The organism is Kribbella kalugense (genome assembly GCF_004365875.1).
In the GTDB taxonomy this organism is placed as follows: Bacteria; Actinomycetota; Actinomycetes; order Propionibacteriales; family Kribbellaceae; genus Kribbella; species Kribbella kalugense.
The window spans coordinates 195,317-212,960 of the sequence record NZ_SODF01000002.1 but is presented as its reverse complement, the minus strand read 5'-3'; the positions used below and the strand labels follow the sequence as shown (position 1 = coordinate 212,960).

The 17,644-nt window shown below is 67.1% G+C and carries 19 protein-coding genes; 14 read left to right on the top strand and 5 right to left on the bottom strand.

The annotated features are described in order from the left end of the window. Window positions 1–24 precede the first annotated feature (24 nt). On the top strand, window positions 25–1,539 hold the full coding sequence (locus EV650_RS18615; protein ID WP_134120318.1) for an FAD-dependent monooxygenase: 1,515 nt from the start codon (window positions 25–27) through the stop codon (window positions 1,537–1,539). Here EV650_RS18615 and EV650_RS18610 read toward each other — a convergent pair. Next, complete coding sequence (locus EV650_RS18610; RefSeq protein ID WP_134120317.1) at window positions 1,506–2,069, bottom strand: helix-turn-helix domain-containing protein; 564 nt, start codon at window positions 2,067–2,069, stop codon at window positions 1,506–1,508. The genes EV650_RS18615 and EV650_RS18610 overlap by 34 nt on opposite strands. A 39-nt stretch (window positions 2,070–2,108) precedes the next feature. Between EV650_RS18610 and EV650_RS18605 the strand changes: the two genes are divergently transcribed. Next, a complete protein-coding gene (locus tag EV650_RS18605; RefSeq protein ID WP_134120316.1) occupies window positions 2,109–2,630 on the top strand; it encodes a GNAT family N-acetyltransferase in 522 nt (173 codons plus the stop codon). Here EV650_RS18605 and EV650_RS18600 read toward each other — a convergent pair. Beyond that, window positions 2,627–3,205, bottom strand: coding sequence for a M15 family metallopeptidase (locus tag EV650_RS18600; RefSeq protein WP_134120315.1), 579 nt, complete (start codon window positions 3,203–3,205; stop codon window positions 2,627–2,629). The two genes, EV650_RS18605 and EV650_RS18600, sit on opposite strands and share 4 nt — an antisense overlap. Window positions 3,206–3,308: 103 nt before the next feature. On the opposite strand from EV650_RS18600, the gene EV650_RS18595 reads away from it, so the two are divergent. Continuing rightward, on the top strand, window positions 3,309–3,818 hold the full coding sequence (locus EV650_RS18595) for a GNAT family N-acetyltransferase (RefSeq protein ID WP_238174312.1): 510 nt from the start codon (window positions 3,309–3,311) through the stop codon (window positions 3,816–3,818). 280 nt (window positions 3,819–4,098) lie between these two features. Here EV650_RS18595 and EV650_RS18590 read toward each other — a convergent pair whose 3' ends face one another. Both EV650_RS18590 and EV650_RS18585 read right to left on the bottom strand, forming a co-directional pair. Beyond that, window positions 4,099–4,791, bottom strand: a complete 693-nt coding sequence (locus tag EV650_RS18590) for a hypothetical protein (RefSeq protein ID WP_134120313.1) — start codon at window positions 4,789–4,791, stop codon at window positions 4,099–4,101. A gap of 59 nt (window positions 4,792–4,850) precedes the next feature. Beyond that, entirely contained in the window at window positions 4,851–5,747 is an 897-nt protein-coding gene (locus tag EV650_RS18585) for a M23 family metallopeptidase (RefSeq protein WP_238174311.1), read from the bottom strand. A 361-nt stretch (window positions 5,748–6,108) separates the two neighbouring features. On the opposite strand from EV650_RS18585, the gene EV650_RS41485 reads away from it, so the two are divergent. From EV650_RS41485 to EV650_RS18535, 11 genes are all read left to right on the top strand, one after another. Further along, window positions 6,109–6,183 (top strand): putative leader peptide, encoded by a 75-nt coding sequence (locus EV650_RS41485; RefSeq protein ID WP_355483003.1) that lies wholly within the window; start codon window positions 6,109–6,111, stop codon window positions 6,181–6,183. 97 nt (window positions 6,184–6,280) lie between these two features. Further along, complete coding sequence (locus EV650_RS18580) at window positions 6,281–7,174, top strand: amino acid ABC transporter permease (protein ID WP_134120312.1); 894 nt, start codon at window positions 6,281–6,283, stop codon at window positions 7,172–7,174. Next, the gene (locus EV650_RS18575; RefSeq protein WP_134120311.1) at window positions 7,171–7,923 is read left to right on the top strand and encodes an amino acid ABC transporter ATP-binding protein; all 753 of its coding nucleotides are present in this window, start codon (window positions 7,171–7,173) and stop codon (window positions 7,921–7,923) included. The genes EV650_RS18580 and EV650_RS18575 overlap by 4 nt, the downstream gene beginning before the upstream one ends. Further along, window positions 7,923–8,864, top strand: a complete 942-nt coding sequence (locus tag EV650_RS18570) for an ABC transporter substrate-binding protein (protein WP_134120310.1) — start codon at window positions 7,923–7,925, stop codon at window positions 8,862–8,864. Before EV650_RS18575 ends, EV650_RS18570 begins: the two co-directional genes overlap by 1 nt. Window positions 8,865–8,873: 9 nt before the next feature. Then, on the top strand, window positions 8,874–9,929 hold the full coding sequence (gene ssuE, locus EV650_RS41415) for an NADPH-dependent FMN reductase (RefSeq protein ID WP_134120309.1): 1,056 nt from the start codon (window positions 8,874–8,876) through the stop codon (window positions 9,927–9,929). After that, complete coding sequence (locus EV650_RS18560; RefSeq protein ID WP_134120308.1) at window positions 9,926–10,909, top strand: LLM class flavin-dependent oxidoreductase; 984 nt, start codon at window positions 9,926–9,928, stop codon at window positions 10,907–10,909. Before ssuE ends, EV650_RS18560 begins: the two co-directional genes overlap by 4 nt. Continuing rightward, window positions 10,906–12,222 carry an NtaA/DmoA family FMN-dependent monooxygenase gene (locus EV650_RS18555; protein ID WP_134120307.1) on the top strand — a complete coding sequence of 439 codons (1,317 nt, stop codon included), beginning with the start codon at window positions 10,906–10,908 and terminating at the stop codon, window positions 12,220–12,222. The genes EV650_RS18560 and EV650_RS18555 overlap by 4 nt, the downstream gene beginning before the upstream one ends. Next, window positions 12,219–14,093 (top strand): FAD/NAD(P)-binding protein, encoded by a 1,875-nt coding sequence (locus EV650_RS18550; RefSeq protein ID WP_134120306.1) that lies wholly within the window; start codon window positions 12,219–12,221, stop codon window positions 14,091–14,093. The genes EV650_RS18555 and EV650_RS18550 overlap by 4 nt, the downstream gene beginning before the upstream one ends. Further along, window positions 14,083–15,168 carry an LLM class flavin-dependent oxidoreductase gene (locus EV650_RS18545; RefSeq protein WP_134120305.1) on the top strand — a complete coding sequence of 362 codons (1,086 nt, stop codon included), beginning with the start codon at window positions 14,083–14,085 and terminating at the stop codon, window positions 15,166–15,168. The genes EV650_RS18550 and EV650_RS18545 overlap by 11 nt, the downstream gene beginning before the upstream one ends. Further along, window positions 15,165–15,944, top strand: coding sequence for a DUF1684 domain-containing protein (locus EV650_RS18540; RefSeq protein WP_134120304.1), 780 nt, complete (start codon window positions 15,165–15,167; stop codon window positions 15,942–15,944). The genes EV650_RS18545 and EV650_RS18540 overlap by 4 nt, the downstream gene beginning before the upstream one ends. Further along, window positions 15,941–16,987 carry an LLM class flavin-dependent oxidoreductase gene (locus tag EV650_RS18535; RefSeq protein ID WP_134120303.1) on the top strand — a complete coding sequence of 349 codons (1,047 nt, stop codon included), beginning with the start codon at window positions 15,941–15,943 and terminating at the stop codon, window positions 16,985–16,987. Before EV650_RS18540 ends, EV650_RS18535 begins: the two co-directional genes overlap by 4 nt. On the opposite strand, the gene EV650_RS18530 is transcribed toward EV650_RS18535, so the two are convergent. Continuing rightward, the gene (locus EV650_RS18530) at window positions 16,984–17,616 is read right to left on the bottom strand and encodes a DUF899 family protein (protein ID WP_134120302.1); all 633 of its coding nucleotides are present in this window, start codon (window positions 17,614–17,616) and stop codon (window positions 16,984–16,986) included. The two genes, EV650_RS18535 and EV650_RS18530, sit on opposite strands and share 4 nt — an antisense overlap. Between the last annotated feature and the right edge of the window lie 28 nt (window positions 17,617–17,644).

Below are 17,644 nucleotides of genomic sequence, written 5' to 3'. Positions count from 1 at the left end.
CATGCCCAAGTGGAGGGAAACGTCATGGACGCAGAAGTCATCATCGCCGGAGCCGGACCGAACGGTCTCATGCTCGCCAGCGAACTGCGGTTGGCCGGAGTCCGGCCGATCGTGCTCGAGAAACTGCCGGAACGCAGTACGGTGCCACGCGCCAACGGCCTGGTTGGACAGGTCGTGCGGATGCTCGACCGACGCGGCCTCTTCGAGCGATTGAGCGGTACGACGGGTGCGCCGCAACCCACTCCCGGATTCGTCTTCGGCGCGATGCCGTTGCGGCTCGACCTACTCGAGGACAACCCGGTCTATCTGCTGCAGGTGCCGCAGGTCCGCATCGAGGAGGTCCTGCAGGAGCGGGCGCTCGAACTCGGGGTGGAGATCCGGCGCGGTCACGAGCTGATCGGGTTCACCCAGGACGCGGACGGGGTCACGGTCTCGCTGTCCGGGCCGGACGGGGAGTACGAGCTACGAGCCGCGTACCTGGTCGGCGCCGACGGCGGCAAGAGCGTCACCCGCAAGCTGGCCGGGATCGACTTCCCTGGCGTCACCAACGACAAGATGGTGTCGCGGACTGGCAGCGCTGCGGTGTCCCCGGAGTACGTCGAGGACGGCCTGCTCAAGATCCCGGGGTACGGCGTGGTGCCGCCGTTCATGCATCAGCGGACGGAGCGTGGCCTGTTCGTCTGGGCGGCGTTCAAGGATCGGCTTCCCGCGATCAGCACCGGCGAGTGGGACACGCCGCCGGACGAGGAGATGACGTTCGCCGAGTTGCAGGCGAGCACCGATCGAGTGCTCGGCGTACACCTACCGTTGGTCGAGCCAACGGGTGAGGGTGCGCGGCAGATGCGGCGGCTTGTCGGCGGCAACAGTCGGTTGGCTTCGACCTTCCGGTCGGGCCGGGTGTTGCTGGTCGGCGATGCTGCGCATGTGCATTCCGCGATTGGTGGGCCGGGGCTGAACCTCGGGCTGCAGGATGCGGTCAACCTCGGGTGGAAGCTGGCGGCCGAGGTGCAGGGTACGGCGCCGGCGGGTCTGCTCGACACGTACGAGGCCGAGCGGCGGCCGGTGGGGGAGCGGGTAGTGATGCAGACGCAGGCCCAGTCCGCGTTGATTGCACCAGGCAACGAGGTCACCGCGATGCGGCAACTGTTCGGCGAGTTCTTGAATGATCCGCGGAACGTGCAGCGGATCGCGGACCTGATCTCCGGTGCCGACATCCAGTACTACGAAGGTCAGCATCCGCTCGTCGGACGGTGGGCGCCCGATCTGATGGTCGGGTCGGTGCGATTGGCCGAGCTGATGCGGACGGCGCGGCCGTTGCTGATCGACCTGACGCCGGACTCGTCGTTCGCCAATGCCGTCGTACCGGATGGGGTTGAGGTGGTCACTGCGCAGGGTGAGGCTCCACTCGCGTTGCTGATCAGGCCGGACGGGTACGTCGCTTGGGCCGCGGAGCGGGATGGGGTCGCCGAGCAGGAGGGTCTGCGGGACGCGCTCGCGCAATGGTTTCAGCCGCGGCCCTTGACCAGCGCCACGAGATAGCGGCAGGGGACCGTCCCCGGATTGTGGAAGGTCGTCGCCGAGGGCGGTCCAAGTTGCAGGCAGTCGCCGGTGTGCAGCTCGTGGATCTGCGGGCCTTCGTGGAAGCGAAGCTGTCCGTCGAGGATCCACAGCTGCTGATACTTGAAGATGTACGCGTCGGCCGGGTACGAGACCGACGCGCCCGCGGGCAGCTCCACCTCGACCAACTCGAGCGGGCTGTCCGTCACCGGTGACACGGCCCGCCGGTGATAGCCGGTGACGGGGTCCGTCCAGACCGGCTGGTCGTCCGCTCTGCGGAGCAGCTCGCCCGTGTTCTCGGCGCGGGCGACCAGCTCGGACAACGTCATACCGAGCGCACCTGAAAGCTTTCCCAGCAGTACGGCGGTGGGCTGCGCCTCACCCCGCTCGATCTTGCCGATCATCGCGCGGGACACCCCGGATCGCTCCGCCAATGCGTTCACGGACAGATCCAGTGCTGTCCGCGCCTGCTGCACGGTCGCCGCCAAGGATCGAGACAAATCGTCGGACATGCTTGCCACTATAGCGGCAGTTGTGTCTACTATCGTGTCATGGTTCAGGTCAGAGACGCCTCGGAGGCCGATGCCGAGGCTTGCGCGGCGATTTACGCCCCTTATGTCACCGGCACCGCGATCACCTTCGAGATCGACCCACCGAACGCTGCTGAAATGGCCGGGCGGATCGCGAAGGCGCAGTCGACGCACGCCTGGTTGGTTGCGGAGGACAACGACCGCGTGGTCGGGTACGCGTACGGCGGTCCGATGAAACCGCGAGCGGCGTACCGCTGGTCCTGTGAGGTCAGCGTCTATCTGGAGCAGGGTCGCCGACGTACCGGCGCCGGCCGAGCGCTCTACGAGGCCCTGTTCGCGCGACTCACCGAGCGCGGCTACCGCACCGCCGTCGCCGGGATGACGTTGCCCAACCCGGCCAGCGAAGGGCTGCACAAGTCCCTTGGTTTCAACCCGATCGGGACGTACGAGAACATCGGTTGGAAGCTCGACCAGTGGCACGACGTTCACTGGGTCCAGCGTCCCCTCGCCGTACTGCCGGATCCGCCGACGGAACCGCGTTAGCCCTTCGTCGGGTCGGTCATCGGCGGGCAGTCGTCGCCGGGTTTCGTCACGAGCTCGAAGTGCCAGGCCTCGTTGGAGAGGGTCTGGCAGAGGCCGTAACGGTTGCCGTGGCGGCTCAGCCAGTCGTCCGCGTCCCGCGGGCCGAGGTCGACGGCGTTGCCGGTGACGTGGTGCGACTCGTTGGGGTCGGCAACGTACTCGAGGGCCTTCTTGCGGCTGCCGTACTGCCGGATCGCCTTGGTCAGCAGCTCTTCCTGGTACTTCTTGCTCCGCCATCCGGTCGTGACCTGCATCTTGATGCCGTCGTCCTTCATCGCGCTCTCCGCGCGCTGGACCGCCTTGCGAAGGTCCGGGTCGAGCTTGGCGATGCCGGGGTAGCTGGTGTCGTACGCCGACGTGTGGTCGGGCATGACGCCGTCCGCGGTGTCGGGCTTCGAATTGCCCGAGGTGGACGCCGACTGGTTGGCGGAGACCGCCGTACACGAGGTCAGGGCGAGACTGATGACTGCGGCAACGATCGCCAGACCGACGCGGTTCCGGCGCTCGCCGCTTCGGGTGAGCTGATCGGTGAGCATGCGACCAGTTCATCGGGGCGGATGTTGCCGGAGCGTCTGCGCTTCTCGATACATTTTCGATAACCCTGGGCGGGCGACCTGTCCGGTGGGAGAAGATGGCGCCGTGAGTGATGAACGACTGCCGAGTGACCGCCACGTGACTGTTCGAATCGCTGTCGAGGGGGACGACGCGGCTCTGCTCGCTATCGAGCGGAGTGCGTGGGATGCCGCGTCCGGGTTCCCGTCGTACCAGGACACGCTGAAGGATTCGTTCTTCGAGCGGAGCGGGCCGGAGGCGCATCTGGTCGCGGAGTACGACGGTGCGCTGGTCGGGTACCTGCGGTTGCAGGACAAGTACCCGTTCCCCGAGGGCGCCGGCGTACTGACGATCAACGGCCTCGCGGTCGCCCAGGAGGCCCGCCGGCTGGGCGTCGCCTCAGCCCTCCTGGACGCCGCCACCGCCGAGGGCCACCGCCGCGGCGCCCGCAAGATCAGCCTGCACGTCCACAGCACCAACACCCCCGCCCGCACCCTCTACGAACGCCACGGCTACGTCCTAGAAGGCACCCACCCCAACGAATTCCTCATCGACGGCACCTACATATCCGCCCTAGACATGGCCAAGATGCTCTAGCAGGTCGTGGCGGACGGTTACGCGTCGGGTGAGTGGACTTCGGAGGGTTTTGCGCTGTGGGAGCGCATTTCCCTCCAGGCTCGCCTCGCCCTGCTCCGCGAAAGCTTGAGGGTCAACCCCGCACCCGGCAGCTGCCAACACGTCACGCGTCAGCCGTGATCGGCAGCCGGAGGGTGATCGGGACTTGGGGAGGATCTCTGCCCAGATCGGGGAGAAGATCCTCCCCAAACCACCCGCGCTGAGAAGCGGGGTTGCGCGCCCAACGTTGCTTGACGGTGCGCTAGCGGCTGATGACTGGAGAGAAGATGTTCCAGATGCTGCTGGTTCCCGGTACGTAGACGCGGTAGCGCCTGGTCCTGTTCGGGTAGTAGTTGTACGTCACCTGGCCGACGCTGTTGGTCGTGACGTACGCCAAGCCCTTCCAGGTCGTCGTACCGATGTCCTGGTACTGGATCAGGACCTGCTTGCCGGCCCAGCGGACGTAGCGGTCGCTGCTCGGGCGCCAATACGAGACCGTCGTGAGCAGCGCCGTACGGCTGCCCTTGCGGCCACCGGTGAGCGCGACGGCTGAAGCGCGCCTCGAGACCGAGGTCGCGGAAGCCAGGTCGGCGACCTTGGTGCCGTTGATGTTGGTCGCGCCGCCGGCCGGCTTCCATGTAATGGTCCCGATGGGCGGAACCGCGCCGGAGAATCCGAACTGCGCCACGCGATTTCCGAACGTGAACTCGAGCCTGCCCTGCGGGTTCGAGGTGGCTGCCGGGGTGCTCTTCCACACCGCCGTGTAAATGGTGTCCGGGCAGCCAGAGCCGAACCTTGCGAGGAAGTTGTTGTAGGTCCCGCCGACGCTGATCCGGGAAGGCACCGAGAGTGCGCATGTCACGGTGGCCTGTTGCGGGGCAGCGTGGGCGGGCTGGGTCGCGACCAGGACGGATGCCAGGAGGGCGAGGGCCAGGGCGGACTTGTAGAGCTTCAAGAGTTCCCCCTCTTCGAAGTGATGGGGGAACCGTAGCGCGCCTTGGTTGCAGCGGAGGGTTACGGATTTAGGCCGTGGTCGCGGAGCCAGGGCTCGGGGTCGATCGGGTCGCCGCCGTGGGGGAGGACCTCGAAGTGGACGTGGGGGCCGGTGGTGTTGCCGGTCATGCCGATGCGGCCGACCATGGAGCCTGCTTCGACGGAGTCGCCGACGGAGACGTCGAACTCTTCCATGTGGCTGTACGACGTGACTGTGCCGTCGGCATGCCGGACCTTGACCTGACGGCCGTAGGCGCCTTCGAAGTCGGCCTGGATGACCTCGCCGGCCATTACCGAACGGACCGGCGTACCCATCGGGGCCGCGAAGTCGAGGCCGGTGTGGTTGTGGGCCCAGCGACCGCCGGCCTGGTTGAAGCGAGCGGTCAGGTGGTAGCCGGTGGTCGGGAGGACGATCTTCGGCGCGGCCTTCGCGATGGCGGCCGCCTTCGCGATCGCCGCCTGCTTCGCCACGGCCAGAGCCTTGGCCGAGTCAGCGGCCTTCTTCGCCGCGGCCGCCTTCGCCGCCGACAGCGCGAGCGCCCGGCGCTGGGTCAGCGTCGCGTTCGCTGCCAGTTTCGCCGCGCGCTGCTGGGCGACCTTGTCGGCCGCCGCCTTGCGGGCGGATGCCAGCGACAGGTCGATCCGGGACGCGTCCCGGGAACCGAGGTCGCGCCGGTCGATCCGGGCCGAGGTGACAGCGTCGGCCTGCGCCGCGCTCAGGCCGGTGCCCGCGTTCGCGGTGGCCGGGCCGGTCGCGGAGGAGCTGAGTCCGACCGTGGTGGTCCCGGCCGCGGCCGCCAACGCGGCGGTCAGGCCGATCAGCTGGGTACGGCGGGTCGCACGACGGGAAGAGCGGTGCTTGGCCACCCGGCGCGGTGCATCCGGTCGACGCGACGCCGGCCGATCTACATCCGGCACGTCTTGGTGGTGTGTGGGCACGAGAAACCTTCCAGGGCTGGGTAATCGCCGGGGAGGGGGAACGGCGACTCGAACGACCATAACGACGCCATCACGAGTGTCTCAAACACGGATTGCGAAAAGATGAACGTTTTTCAACACGCTCGGTGAGGGGGTCCTGCCGCCGTGTGTGTGTTCAGGCGTGAACGGCCCGCCGGTCCGGCCTGCGATCGGGGTGACGCGGATCACCCGCCGATTGGCGTCGAGCGGCCCTTCCGGACCGGTATAAGGCGTCCATATTTTGAGAGCTTTGTCGACCAAGTTACTAATCTTTCAACCTCGTCCCATACTGAAATGACACGACCTACGAGAGGAGACGGGGATGACGCGCAAGCCGCCGTACTACCGCCTCCACATCGACCTTCTCCGGGTCTCCAGCGCACTCTGTCTGCGCTGACTGTGCTGACCGAGCTGACCTGAGCTATCTCGCCTCCCGCTGACGGCGTCCGTTCCGGACGTCTGCCGCGCCGTGCCCACCGCCAGGGAGTGTCATCGTGTCCACCACTTCAGTCACGTCTGTGTCCGGTACGTCCGGACCGCCGACGTCCGCAGTACCGCTCGAAACCGACCTGCCGATCGTCGCCCGACGGCATCCGTGGCGCTGGGTCGGCGTGGGGGTTGTGCTTGTCCTGCTCGCGATGTTCGTGCACGGTCTGGCCACGAACCCGGGCTGGGACTGGCCGACGTTCTTCCAGTTCTTCGCCACCAGGACGATCTTCTCCGCGCTCTGGGTAACGGTGCAGTTGACCGTGTACGGCACGGTGCTCGGGTTCGTGCTCGGCGCCGTACTCGCATCGATGCGCCTGTCCAGCAGCCCTTTCCTGCAAGTAGTTGCCTGGGGCTACATCTGGGCGTTCCGCTCGATCCCGTTGATCGTGCAGCTGCTGTTCTGGTTCAACATCGCCTACCTGTACCAGCAGTTGAGCATCGGCATCCCGTTCGGACCGGAGTTCGTGCACTTCAGTACGAACAACCTGTTCGGCCCGCTCGGCGCCGCCGTACTCGGGCTCGCCTTGCATCAGGCGGCGTACGCCGCGGAAATCATTCGAGGCGGGATCATCTCGGTCGACGCCGGGCAGACCGAGGCCGCGGCCGCGCTGGGGATCCCGAAGCCGCGGCAGTTCTTCCGGATCGTGCTGCCACAGGCGATGCGGTCGATCCTGCCGAACGGCGCGAACGAGGTGATCAGCCTGTTCAAGGGCACGTCGATCGTCTCGGTGATGGCGATCCCCGAGCTCTTCTACCAGGTCCAGGTGATCTACGGCCGGAGCGGTCGCGTCGTACCGCTGCTGATGGTCGCGACGGTCTGGTACATCGTGCTGACCACGCTGCTGTCGATCGTGCAGTACTACGTGGAACGCCGCTTCGCCCGGGGTACGGCGCGATGATCGACGTCAAGGGTGTGCACAAGAGCTTCGGCGATCTCGAAGTACTGAAGGGGATCGACCTCGAGGTGCCGGCCGGAGCGGTCACGGTGATCCTCGGGCCGTCCGGGTCGGGCAAGTCGACGTTGCTGCGGTCGATCAACCATCTGGAGAAGGTGGATCGCGGGCTGATCCGGATCGACGGTGAGCTGATCGGCTACCGGCGGCGCGGGAACAAGCTGCACGAGTTGCGTGAACGGGAGATCCTCCGGCAGCGGTCGCAGGTCGGGTTCGTGTTCCAGACCTTCAACCTGTTCGGGCATCTGACCGTGCTGGAGAACGTCGTCGAGGCGCCGGTCTCCGCGCAGCGCCGCAAGCGCAGCGAGGTCGAGCCGTACGCGCGGGAGTTGCTGGAGCGAGTCGGAGTCGGTGACAAGGCCGACGTCTATCCGCGCCAACTGTCCGGCGGGCAGCAACAACGGGTCGCGATCGCCCGTGCGCTGGCGCTGAAACCGAAGGTCCTGCTGTTCGACGAACCCACCAGCGCGCTCGACCCCGAGCTGGTCGGTGAGGTCCTCGACGTGATCAAGGAGCTCGCTCGCGACGGCGCCACGATGGTCGTCGTCACGCATGAGATCGGCTTCGCCCGGGAGATCGCCGACACGGTGGTCTTCATCGACGACGGTCGGATCGTCGAGTCCGGCCCACCGCGCGAGGTGCTCGACAACCCCGTCCACGAGCGCACCCGCGCCTTCATCTCAAAGGTTCTCTGATGAAACGACTCCTTGTCCTTTCCCTCGCCCTGTTCACCCTGGCAGCGTGCGCAGACCCGCAGACGAATACTTCCTCGAAAGCTTCCGAGGTTGCTTTCGACACGTCCGCGAAGCAGGAGCACGTCACGTCGGCGAAGGTCGACAGCATCGCCGCCGAGCTGCCTGCAGCTGTTCGCGAAAGCGGGAAGCTGGTCGTTGGAAACGGGTCGGCTGGTGGCGGGTTACCGCCGCTCGGGTTCACGGCGGATGACAACAAGACGCCGATCGGGGTCGAGATCGACATCGCCTACCTGGTCGCGAGCGTGCTCGGGTTGCAGGCGGAGATCGACACCACCAGCTGGGAGAACCTGTTCCTCGGGCTCGACTCGGGCAAGTACCAGGTCGGGATCTCCAACATCGGCGTCTCCGAGCTGCGTAAGGAGAAGTACGACTTCGCGACGTACCGGCTCGGACTGCACGCCTTCGAGGCGAAGAAGGGGTCCGGGCTGAAGGTCGCCGGCCCGGCCGACATCTCCGGGAAGACCGTCGCGGTCAGCTCCGGCACCTTGCAGGAAGCGATCCTGCTCGACTGGAACAAACAGAACGTCGCGGCCGGTCGCAAACCCGCGAACCTCAAGTACTACCAGCAAGCTGCGGACACTTATCTCGCCTTGCAGTCCGGCCGGATCGATCTCTACCTCGGCCCGAACCCGAACGCGTCGTACCACGTCGCCACCCAGGGCAAGACCGAGATCGTCGGCACCGTCTCGTCCAGCTACCCCGTGCAGGGTCTGGTCGGCATCACCACCAAGAAGGGCGACGGCCTGGTCAAGCCGCTCGCCGATGCACTCAATGCAGCCATCGCCGACGGCAGCTACGCGAAGGTCCTGGCCAAGTGGGGCCTGCAGGCCGAGGCCGTCCCGAAGTCCTTGATCAACCCGCCCGGTCTGCCGAAGAAATAGGAGAACTCAATGGCGACCATTGCAACGATCTCCAGCAGTCCGTCGATCCCGTCCCGCACCGACGCGGTCCTCGAATATGTCACCAAACGCCTGATCAGCCACGGCCACACCGTCACCCCGATCGTGCTCCGCGACCTTCCGGCCGAGCCGTTGGTGCGAGGTCGGGCCGATCATCCGGCGATCGCCGCCGCGGCCGCAGTTTTGGAGGCTGCTGACGCGGTCGTGGTCACGACGCCGGTCTACAAGGCGGCGTACTCCGGTCTGTTGAAGGTCTTCCTCGACCTTCTTCCGCAGTACGCGTTGAAAGGCAAGACAGTGTTGCCATTGGCAACAGGCGGTACGCCGGCGCACGTGCTGGTGATCGACTACGCGCTCCGCCCGGTGCTCACCAGTCTCGGGGCGGGCGCGATCGGCCAGGGCTGGTTCGTGTTGTCCTCCCACATCCGGTTGTACGACGGCGGTGGGCTGCTGCTCGATCCGGCTGCGTCCGTGCCGCTGTATCAGGTGACGGAGGCGTTCCTCGCGACGGTCGAGGGCGGTCAGCCGGTGGAGAGTACGCCGGTGCAGGCGGCGGCCATCGAGGCGGTCCGCGCTCGCCCGGAGGATCCCGAGGCGGCGCCGTTGCTCGCGGATCTGGTTGTCGAGTACAGCACCCGTTACGGGCGGACCAACCCGCACACGCAGCTCACCGAAGTACCGCCGTCCGATTTCCACCTCGAGCGCGGTGGCGCGTTCGTCCTCCTGCGGTACGGCGGTCTGACGGTTGCCGGGGGCGCTATCCGTCGGTATGACGACGAGACCGCCGAGGTGAAGCGGATGTGGACGTCGCACCTGCATCGACGGCAAGGACTCGGCCGCCGCGTGCTGGCGGAACTGGAGGCGGCTGCTCTCGATCTCGGGTATCGGCGGCTCTATCTGACGACGGGACCGCGTCAGCCCGAGGCGGCGTCGTTGTATCTGGCGGCTGGTTTCCAACCGCAGTTCGATACCGAGGCAGATCCGGAGTCGATCGGTCCGTTGCCTTTCTTCAAAGAGATCTCGCTTGCTTTGAAGGAAGCATCATGATCACCGCGATCGAGATCGATGGAGCAGGCGGCGACCCGGCGGCTTGGCGTGGGTCGGAGGTTGATCCGCGGGCGATCCTCACTGGTGAGCTCGCTCTGCGCGCAGTCCAGCGAGCCGAGGCGGCCGGGATCGATCTGGCGACCTTTGCGGATGCGCTCGAGGCGCCGGACGACGTACCCGATCAGGTGAGTGTTCGGCTCGACGCGCTTGGGCTGGCTGCGCGGATCGCGCCGGTGACGCAGCGGATCGGGTTGTTGCCGACGATCACGGTCACGCACACCGAGCCGTTCCACGTCCAGGCATCGGTCGCCACGCTCGACCACATCTCGGGCGGTCGGGGTGGGTGGATCGCGGACGTTTCCAGCTCGGCCGAGGCCGCTGCGGTGATCGGTCGGCGCCCGCCGGCGCCCGCTGCCGAGACGTGGCGGGAGGCGCGGTACGTCGTCGATGTGAGCCGACGGTTGTGGGACTCGTGGGAGGACGACGCGATCATCCGCGACGCAGCCACCGGGCGGTACGTCGATCGCGAAAAGCTGCATTACGTCGACTTCGAGTCGCCGTCGTTCAGCATCAAAGGCCCGTCGATCGTCCCGCGGCCACCACAGGGCTACCCGATCACGGCGGTCCGGGTGAACAGCCCCGAGGCGCTGGAAGTCGACGCCGACTTGGTCTTCCTCCCGGACTCCGACGACCTCCCCGCCCAGGTGAACGCACTACAGCTTGTTTCGGTGCGGGTTCGGCCGCACGACGAGGGTGTTGAACGACTTGTCGAGCGGATCGAGGGTTGGGCCGCGGCGGGCGTTGACGGCGTACACCTCCGGCCGGCGTCGCTCGAGCTGGACGTTCCGGTGATCGCCGACGAGTTGCTGCCTTTGCTGCGGGAACGCGGACTGGTTGGGCCGGCTGACCGCGGTGGGAGTTTGCGCGGGCGGCTCGGGTTGCAGCGACCAGGCAACAGATATGCGGGGAGTGGACGATGACGAAGCAGATCCATCTGGCTGCGCACTTCCCGGGTGTGAACAACACGACCGTTTGGTCCGACTCGGCGGCGGGCTCACAGATCGAGTTCACGTCGTTTCGGAAGCTGGCGGAGACGGCCGAGCGCGGGACGTTCGACTTCTTCTTCCTGGCCGAGGGGCTGCGGCTGCGCGAGGTGAAGGGAAGGATCCACGACCTCGATGTCGTCGGCCGACCGGAATCGCTGACTGTGCTGAGTGCGCTTGCGGCGGTGACCACGCACCTCGGTCTGGCGGCGACGGTGAACTCGACGTTCAACGAGCCGTACGAATTGGCGAAGCGGCTGTCGACGCTCGATCACCTCTCCGGCGGTCGCGCGGCCTGGAACGTCGTGACGTCCTGGGACGCGTTCACCGGCGAGAACTTCCGCCGCGGCGGGTACCTCGACAAATCCGATCGCTACGTCCGCGCGCAGGAGTCGTTGCGGATCGTGCGAAAGCTCTGGGACTCCTGGGACGCGGACCAGTTGGTCCTCGACCAGGCGGCAGGCGTGTTCGCCCGCGAGGGCGCTGGGATCTTCGCGGACGAAGGCGATCACTTCGATATTCGCGGACGGTTCGGTTTGCCACCGTCGCCACAGGGTCGGCCGGTCATCATCCAGGCCGGCGACAGCGACCAAGGACGGGAGTTCGCCGCGTCGAGTGCGGACGTGATCTTCAGTCGGCACGGGACGTTCGAGGCCGGGCAGACCTTCTACAAGGACGTGAAGTCGCGGCTGACGAAGTACGGACGGACCGAGGAGTCGCTGAAGATCATGCCAGCGGTGACGGTCGTGGTCGCCGACACGGACGACGAGGCGATCGAGAAGGCGGCGTACATCCGGGAGCAGCAGGTCTCCGGTCCGACCGCACTCGTGCTGGCCGAGCTGCTGTGGGGCCGCGACCTTTCGGCGTACGACCCGGATGGGCCGTTGCCTGCCGAGGATCCGGTGGTGGGTTCGTCAGTGACGCAGGGGCGGGTCGGGTACAACGACCCGTTCCCGATCGTCGCGGAGTGGCGTGCGCAGGCCGAGGCTCATGGTTGGTCGTTGCGCCAGACCGTCATCAATCAGCAGAACCGGCAGACGTTCGTCGGGTCGGCCAGCACGGTCGCGGACGCGATCAACCGCCACGTTCAGGAGGACGCGGCGGACGGCTTCGTCCTGGTCCCGCACCTCACGCCCAGTGGACTCGACGACTTCGTCGACCGGGTCGTCCCGCTGCTGCGTGATCGCGGGGTCTTCCGCAGTGAGTACTCGGGCACGACCCTTCGTCATCACCTCGGGATTCAGGCATGACTGTGGCTGACCTGCATCCGTGGAAGTCGGCCGCGACGGTCGTGTTCGTCGGCGGTGGGCCTCGGACGGTCGGGCTGCTCGAGCGGTTCGCCGCCAACGCGTCGGAGTTGCTCGATGGACGCGACGTACACATCCACGTGGTGGATCCGTACCCGGCCGGCGGTGGGCGGATCTGGCGGCGGGAGCAGTCCCGGCTGCTGTGGATGAACTCGATGACCTCGGACGTCACGATCTTCACCGACGAATCGGTCGAGTGCGACGGGCCGATCGTGCCGGGTCCGGATCTCGCCACCTGGGTCGCCGGTGAGGGTGCGGTGATCCTGGAGAAGGCAGGGCTCGAGCAACCGGGCCCGATGGACTTCCCGCCGCGTCTGGTACAGGCGGAGTACCTGGCGTGGGTCTGGGAGCGCGTCGTCCGCGATCTCCCCGCGACCGTGACCACCCATCGCGAGCGGGCCGTCGAGCTCACCGCGGACCAGCGGGTGATTCTCGAGTCCGGCCAGGAGATCGCGGCCGACGCGGCAGTCCTTGCCCTCGGCTACCTCGATCGGTTGCCCACGGCATCGGAAGCGGCGTGGGCCGCGCAGGCCACGGACGCCGGCCTGACCTACATCCCGCCCGGTTACACCGCGGACGTGGATCTCGACGGACTGTGGCCTAAGTCCTCGGTGATCGTCCGGGGCTTCGGGCAAGCATTCATCGACCTGATGGTCCTGCTCACCGAGGGCCGCGGCGGCTGGTACGACGAATGCGACGGGCTGCTCAAGTACCACCCGTCGGGCGACGAGCCGATCCTGTACGTCGGCTCGCGCCGAGGCGTCCCGTACCACGCGAAGCTCGGCTACACCGTGGCCGGTACGAAGCCGGTCCCCACCCGTTATCTGACCAAGGATGCTCTCGGCAACGGCGTACTGGACTTCGATCGCGACGTACAGCCGTTGATCGAGAAGGAGTTGGCGTTCGCGCACTATCGGCAGCTGTTCACGGCGCACCCCGAGCGGACCCGCTGGTCGTGGGAGCGCTTCGCCGAGGTCCTCGACAGTTGGTCACCTGCCTTCGAGACTGCGGTTGCCGCCGCGGTGCCGGATCAGGCCGACCGGTTCGTTCGTCACGAGGTCGACCGGCCGTTGGCGGATCGGTTCTTCGAGGATCGCGAGGGCTTCGAGGGGTTCTTGACCAGGCTTATCGAGAACGATCTGCTGCGCCGAGCGGATCCGTCGTACTCGCCGGATCTCGCCGTGTTCAACGCGTTGCTGAGTATCTACAGCGTGTTGTCCAGGGCAATCACCGAAGGGCAACTGTCTGACGAGGACCGGGTCCGGCGGGTCGAGACCGAGTGGCACGGGTTCTTCTCGTTCGTCGCGAGTGGTCCGCCGCCGCGACGGCTGGAGGAGCTGCTCGCGCTGCACCGGGCCGGCATCGTTCGGTTCGCAGGTCCTGACCTGGACGTTGCCATCGACAACGATCACTTCGTTGCCCGCAGCCCCGGAGTGGCGGGCGAGATCCACGCACGGGCTTTCGTTGAAGCGCGGTTGCCGCGTCCCGACGTACTCGCGACAACCGATCCGTTGCTGCGTGGTCTGCTGGACTCCGGGGCGCTCGCGGCGGACGAGCTGTTTGCCGGTGACGGGACGAGTCTTGGCGGCGGTCAGCTCAAGGCCGACTCGCACAGCCGGGCGATCCGGTCCGACGGGTCCACGCACGACGCATTGTTCCTGCTCGGGCCGTCCGTCTCGGGATCCGCCGGATCGTCCGGGTTCTCCCGGCCGCACTTCAACGGTCCCGGCTTCCGGCAGAACGACGCCGTAGCCAGGGACCTGCTCAATCTGCTCGCACCCACCGTACGGAAGGAAGAACGTCATGCCAGTTGAGTTCCTGGGCATCGCCGGGACCAACCCGGCCAGCGAGGTCACGCCGCGAACCGGCGGCCCGCTGGACCTGGAGTACACGAGCAAGCTCGCCCGCGCCCACGAGGACAATGGGTGGGACCGGATCCTGTTCGCCTACCACTCGGGCTCGCCCGATCCGTCCCAGGTCGCGGCGTACGTCGCCGGCCGGACCGAGCGGATCAACCTGGTGGTCGCGCACCGGCCGAACGTCGCCTACCCGACGCTGACCGCGAAGACGTTCGCGACACTGGACCACATCAGCTGCGGCCGGTTCGAGGTGCACGTGATCACCGGCGGGTCGACCGCGGACCAGGCCGCCGAGGGCGACTTCCTGACCAAGGACGAGCGGTACGCACGGACGCACGAGTTCATCCAGATCCTCAAGCAGGCCTGGACCTCGGATCAGCGCTTCGACTTCGACGGCAAGCACTACCGGTTCGAGAACTTCGTAGCCGACATCAAGCCGCTGCAGCAGCCAAGGCCGCGGATCTCGTTCGGTGGCTCGTCGGCCGCGGCGTACGCCGTCGGTGCGGCCGAGGCGGACATCTTCGCGCTGTGGGGTGAACCGCTGGCCGGGACTCGGGAGCAGCTCGCGACCATCGACGCCGAAGCTTCGCGCGCCGGCCGTGCGGACCGGCCGACCATCCAGATCGCGTTCCGGCCGATCATCGCGCCGACCGAGGAACTGGCCTGGGAGAAGGCGGAGAGCATCCTCGGCCGGATCAAGAACGGTCCGGCTCCGACGCGTCTCCGTTCGAAAACGCCTGAGAACTCGGGCTCGCAGCGACTGCTGAAGGCCGTCGCAGAAGGCGAGCGCCACGACCGCGCGCTATGGACCGCGCCGACCGGCGTCACCGGCGGTGGCGGGAACTCAACAGCACTGGTCGGTACGCCGGACACCATCGCGGCCGCGCTCCTCGACTACTACGACCTCGGCATCCGGATCTTCTCCGCCCGCGGGTACGACATCTACGACGACGCGATTGACTTCGGTCGCTACGTCATCCCGCTGGTCCGCTCCGAGGTAGCCCACCGCGAACAGAGGAAGGCGTCATGACTGTTATCTCTGACTTGGAGCAGGACTGGGCCACCTGGCATGCGGCGCGGGAACGCGACCTGGACACGGACTACGGCTGGCTGTCCATCGTCGGATTCGACTGGCTACCCACGACGCCGGTCGCTCTGGCCGGACTGCCGGGCATCTGGTGGGCCGACGACGAGCGCGCACACGTGACGGCCGATGGGCAGCTGACACTCAGCGGTGAGCCCGTGAACGGCACAGTGTCCGCCAGCGTCCCCGAAGCCGGTTCGCTCAGCTGGCTGTTGTACGGCGACCGTTTGGTCGAGCTGGTCCTCCGCGGCGGGCGGTACGCCGTTCGGCAGCGAGACCCGAACGCCGCGACGCGACGTGACTTCACCGGAGTTCCGACGTACCCGCTGGATGACGGCTGGGTCGTGACTGGGTACTTCACGCCGCGGGCGACGCCGGAGCGAGTGGAGGTGTCCACCGCGCGGGAGGACCTGCGGCAGTACGTGACTGTGGTCGGCGCGGTACATGTGGCGCTGGGTGGGACGGCGTACGAACTGGTCGCCACCGCAGCAGGGGACGGGCGACTGAACCTGTCCTTCCACGACAAGACGAATGGTGAGGAGACTGCGCCCTGGCGGACGGTGACGACTGGGCCGGTCGGGCGGGACGGGTCGGTGCGGATCGACTTCAACCGGACGATCAACCTGCCGTTCGCGTTCACGGCGTACGGGACCTGCCCGGCGCCGGTGGCCGGCAATCGGCTCGGTCTGCCGGTGACCGCGGGCGAGAAGAAGGTCCGATGAAGTTCTGTACCTACACGCTGATCGACAACTCGCCCGATCCGATCAGTGGGGTGCAGTTGACGCCGGCCGAGCGGTTCCAGCACGTCGTGCGGCAGGCGCAGTGGGCTGAGGAGCTGGGCTTCGACGGGTACGGCGTGGGGGAGCGGCACGCACAGCGGTTCATCTCGTCGTCGCCGCCGGTCGTGCTGTCTTATATAGCCGCGGTGACGTCGCGGATCCGGCTGCTGACCACGGTGACTGTTTTGTCGCTGCTGGACCCGGTGCGGGTTGCGGAGGACTACGCGACGCTGGACCAGCTGTCTGGTGGGCGGCTCGACATCATCATCGGGAAGGGCAACGACCCGGACCAGAACGCGCTGTTCGGGTACGAGCTCGACGGGCAGTGGGATCGGAACCGGGAGAAGTACGAGCTGCTCCGGCGGCTGCTGCGGGAGACCGAGGTCTCCTGGTCGGGTTCGTACCGTCCGGCGTTGGTGGACGCGACCACGCAGCCACGTCCCTACCGAGCCGACGGCATCCCGTTGTGGCATGGCTCTGCCTCGTCAACGGAGTCCACCGAGCTGGCGGCGCGCTGGGGCGACCCGTTGTTCTCGGCGAACGGATTCCACCCGCTGGAGAAGTACGCCGGGCTGATCCGGCACTACCGGGAGCGCTGGGAGGCGTACGGGCGCGATCCGGCGGCTGCTGTGGTCGGAGCAGGGTTCAACGGGCTCTACGTTCGTAAGAGCTCACAGGAGGCAGTCGAGGGGTACCGGCCGATCTTCGACGCCTTTATGGACTCACCAGGGGCTCGGCACAACCAGCTGCCGTTCCGCACGCTGGAGGAGTTTCTCGAGAGCGGATCGGTGCTGGTCGGGTCGCCGGAGCAGGTGATCGACAAGTTCGGCCGATACCAGGAAGCGTTCGGGCACGAGCTGTCCGGCGTCTCGCTGGAGGTCGCCGGACTCCCCGACGACGAGAACCGCACCTCGGTGGAGACCTTCGTCACCGAGGTGATGCCGGTACTACGTTCGTCGTACCCGAGCCGCGTGTGGTCGACCTAGCCGTACGTCGGGTGTTGCGGCCAGCCGGCCGGTGAGTCCTCCCAGTCCTCCTGCCGGCCGTACGGCGCGAGGTCGAGGATGGTGTTGCCGAACAACAGCCGGTCGACCCCGCGCTGGCCGGTGGAGTAGGTGCGGTAGACGGTGTCGCCGTCGCGGAGGAACAGGTTCAGCAGGAAGCCGCCACCCGCACCGCAGTCGGCGGAGAACGTCGTACCCGCGGATGAGGCGAACGGCACCGTCCAGCCCATCCGCTTCCAGTAGCCGGCCATCTGGTCGAGCGGCATGTCCGACACCGTGGCCCAGGCGACGCCGTTGCTGCTCAGTCCGTCGAGGTCGGTGACCTGCTTGGTGAAGAACGTGCAGCCCGGGCAGAAATGGTCCGGGCCGGAGTGCATGAACTGGTAGAGCGCGAGCTGTTGCTGGTCCCCGAACAGGTCGAGCAGCGTCACCGGCCCGTCCGTCGACGCGAAGGTGTACTCGCCGAACTGAACCATCGGCAGCCGCCGGCGCTGCGCAGCCAACCGGTCCTCCGCGCGGGTGGCGGCCTTCTCGGCGGTCAGCAGCTCGGCCCGCGCCTTCTCCCACTCCTCGGCCGATACAACCGGCGGGAGGGCTTTCTGGTCAGACATGGTGTGTCCTTTCAGGTGGTCTTTATCT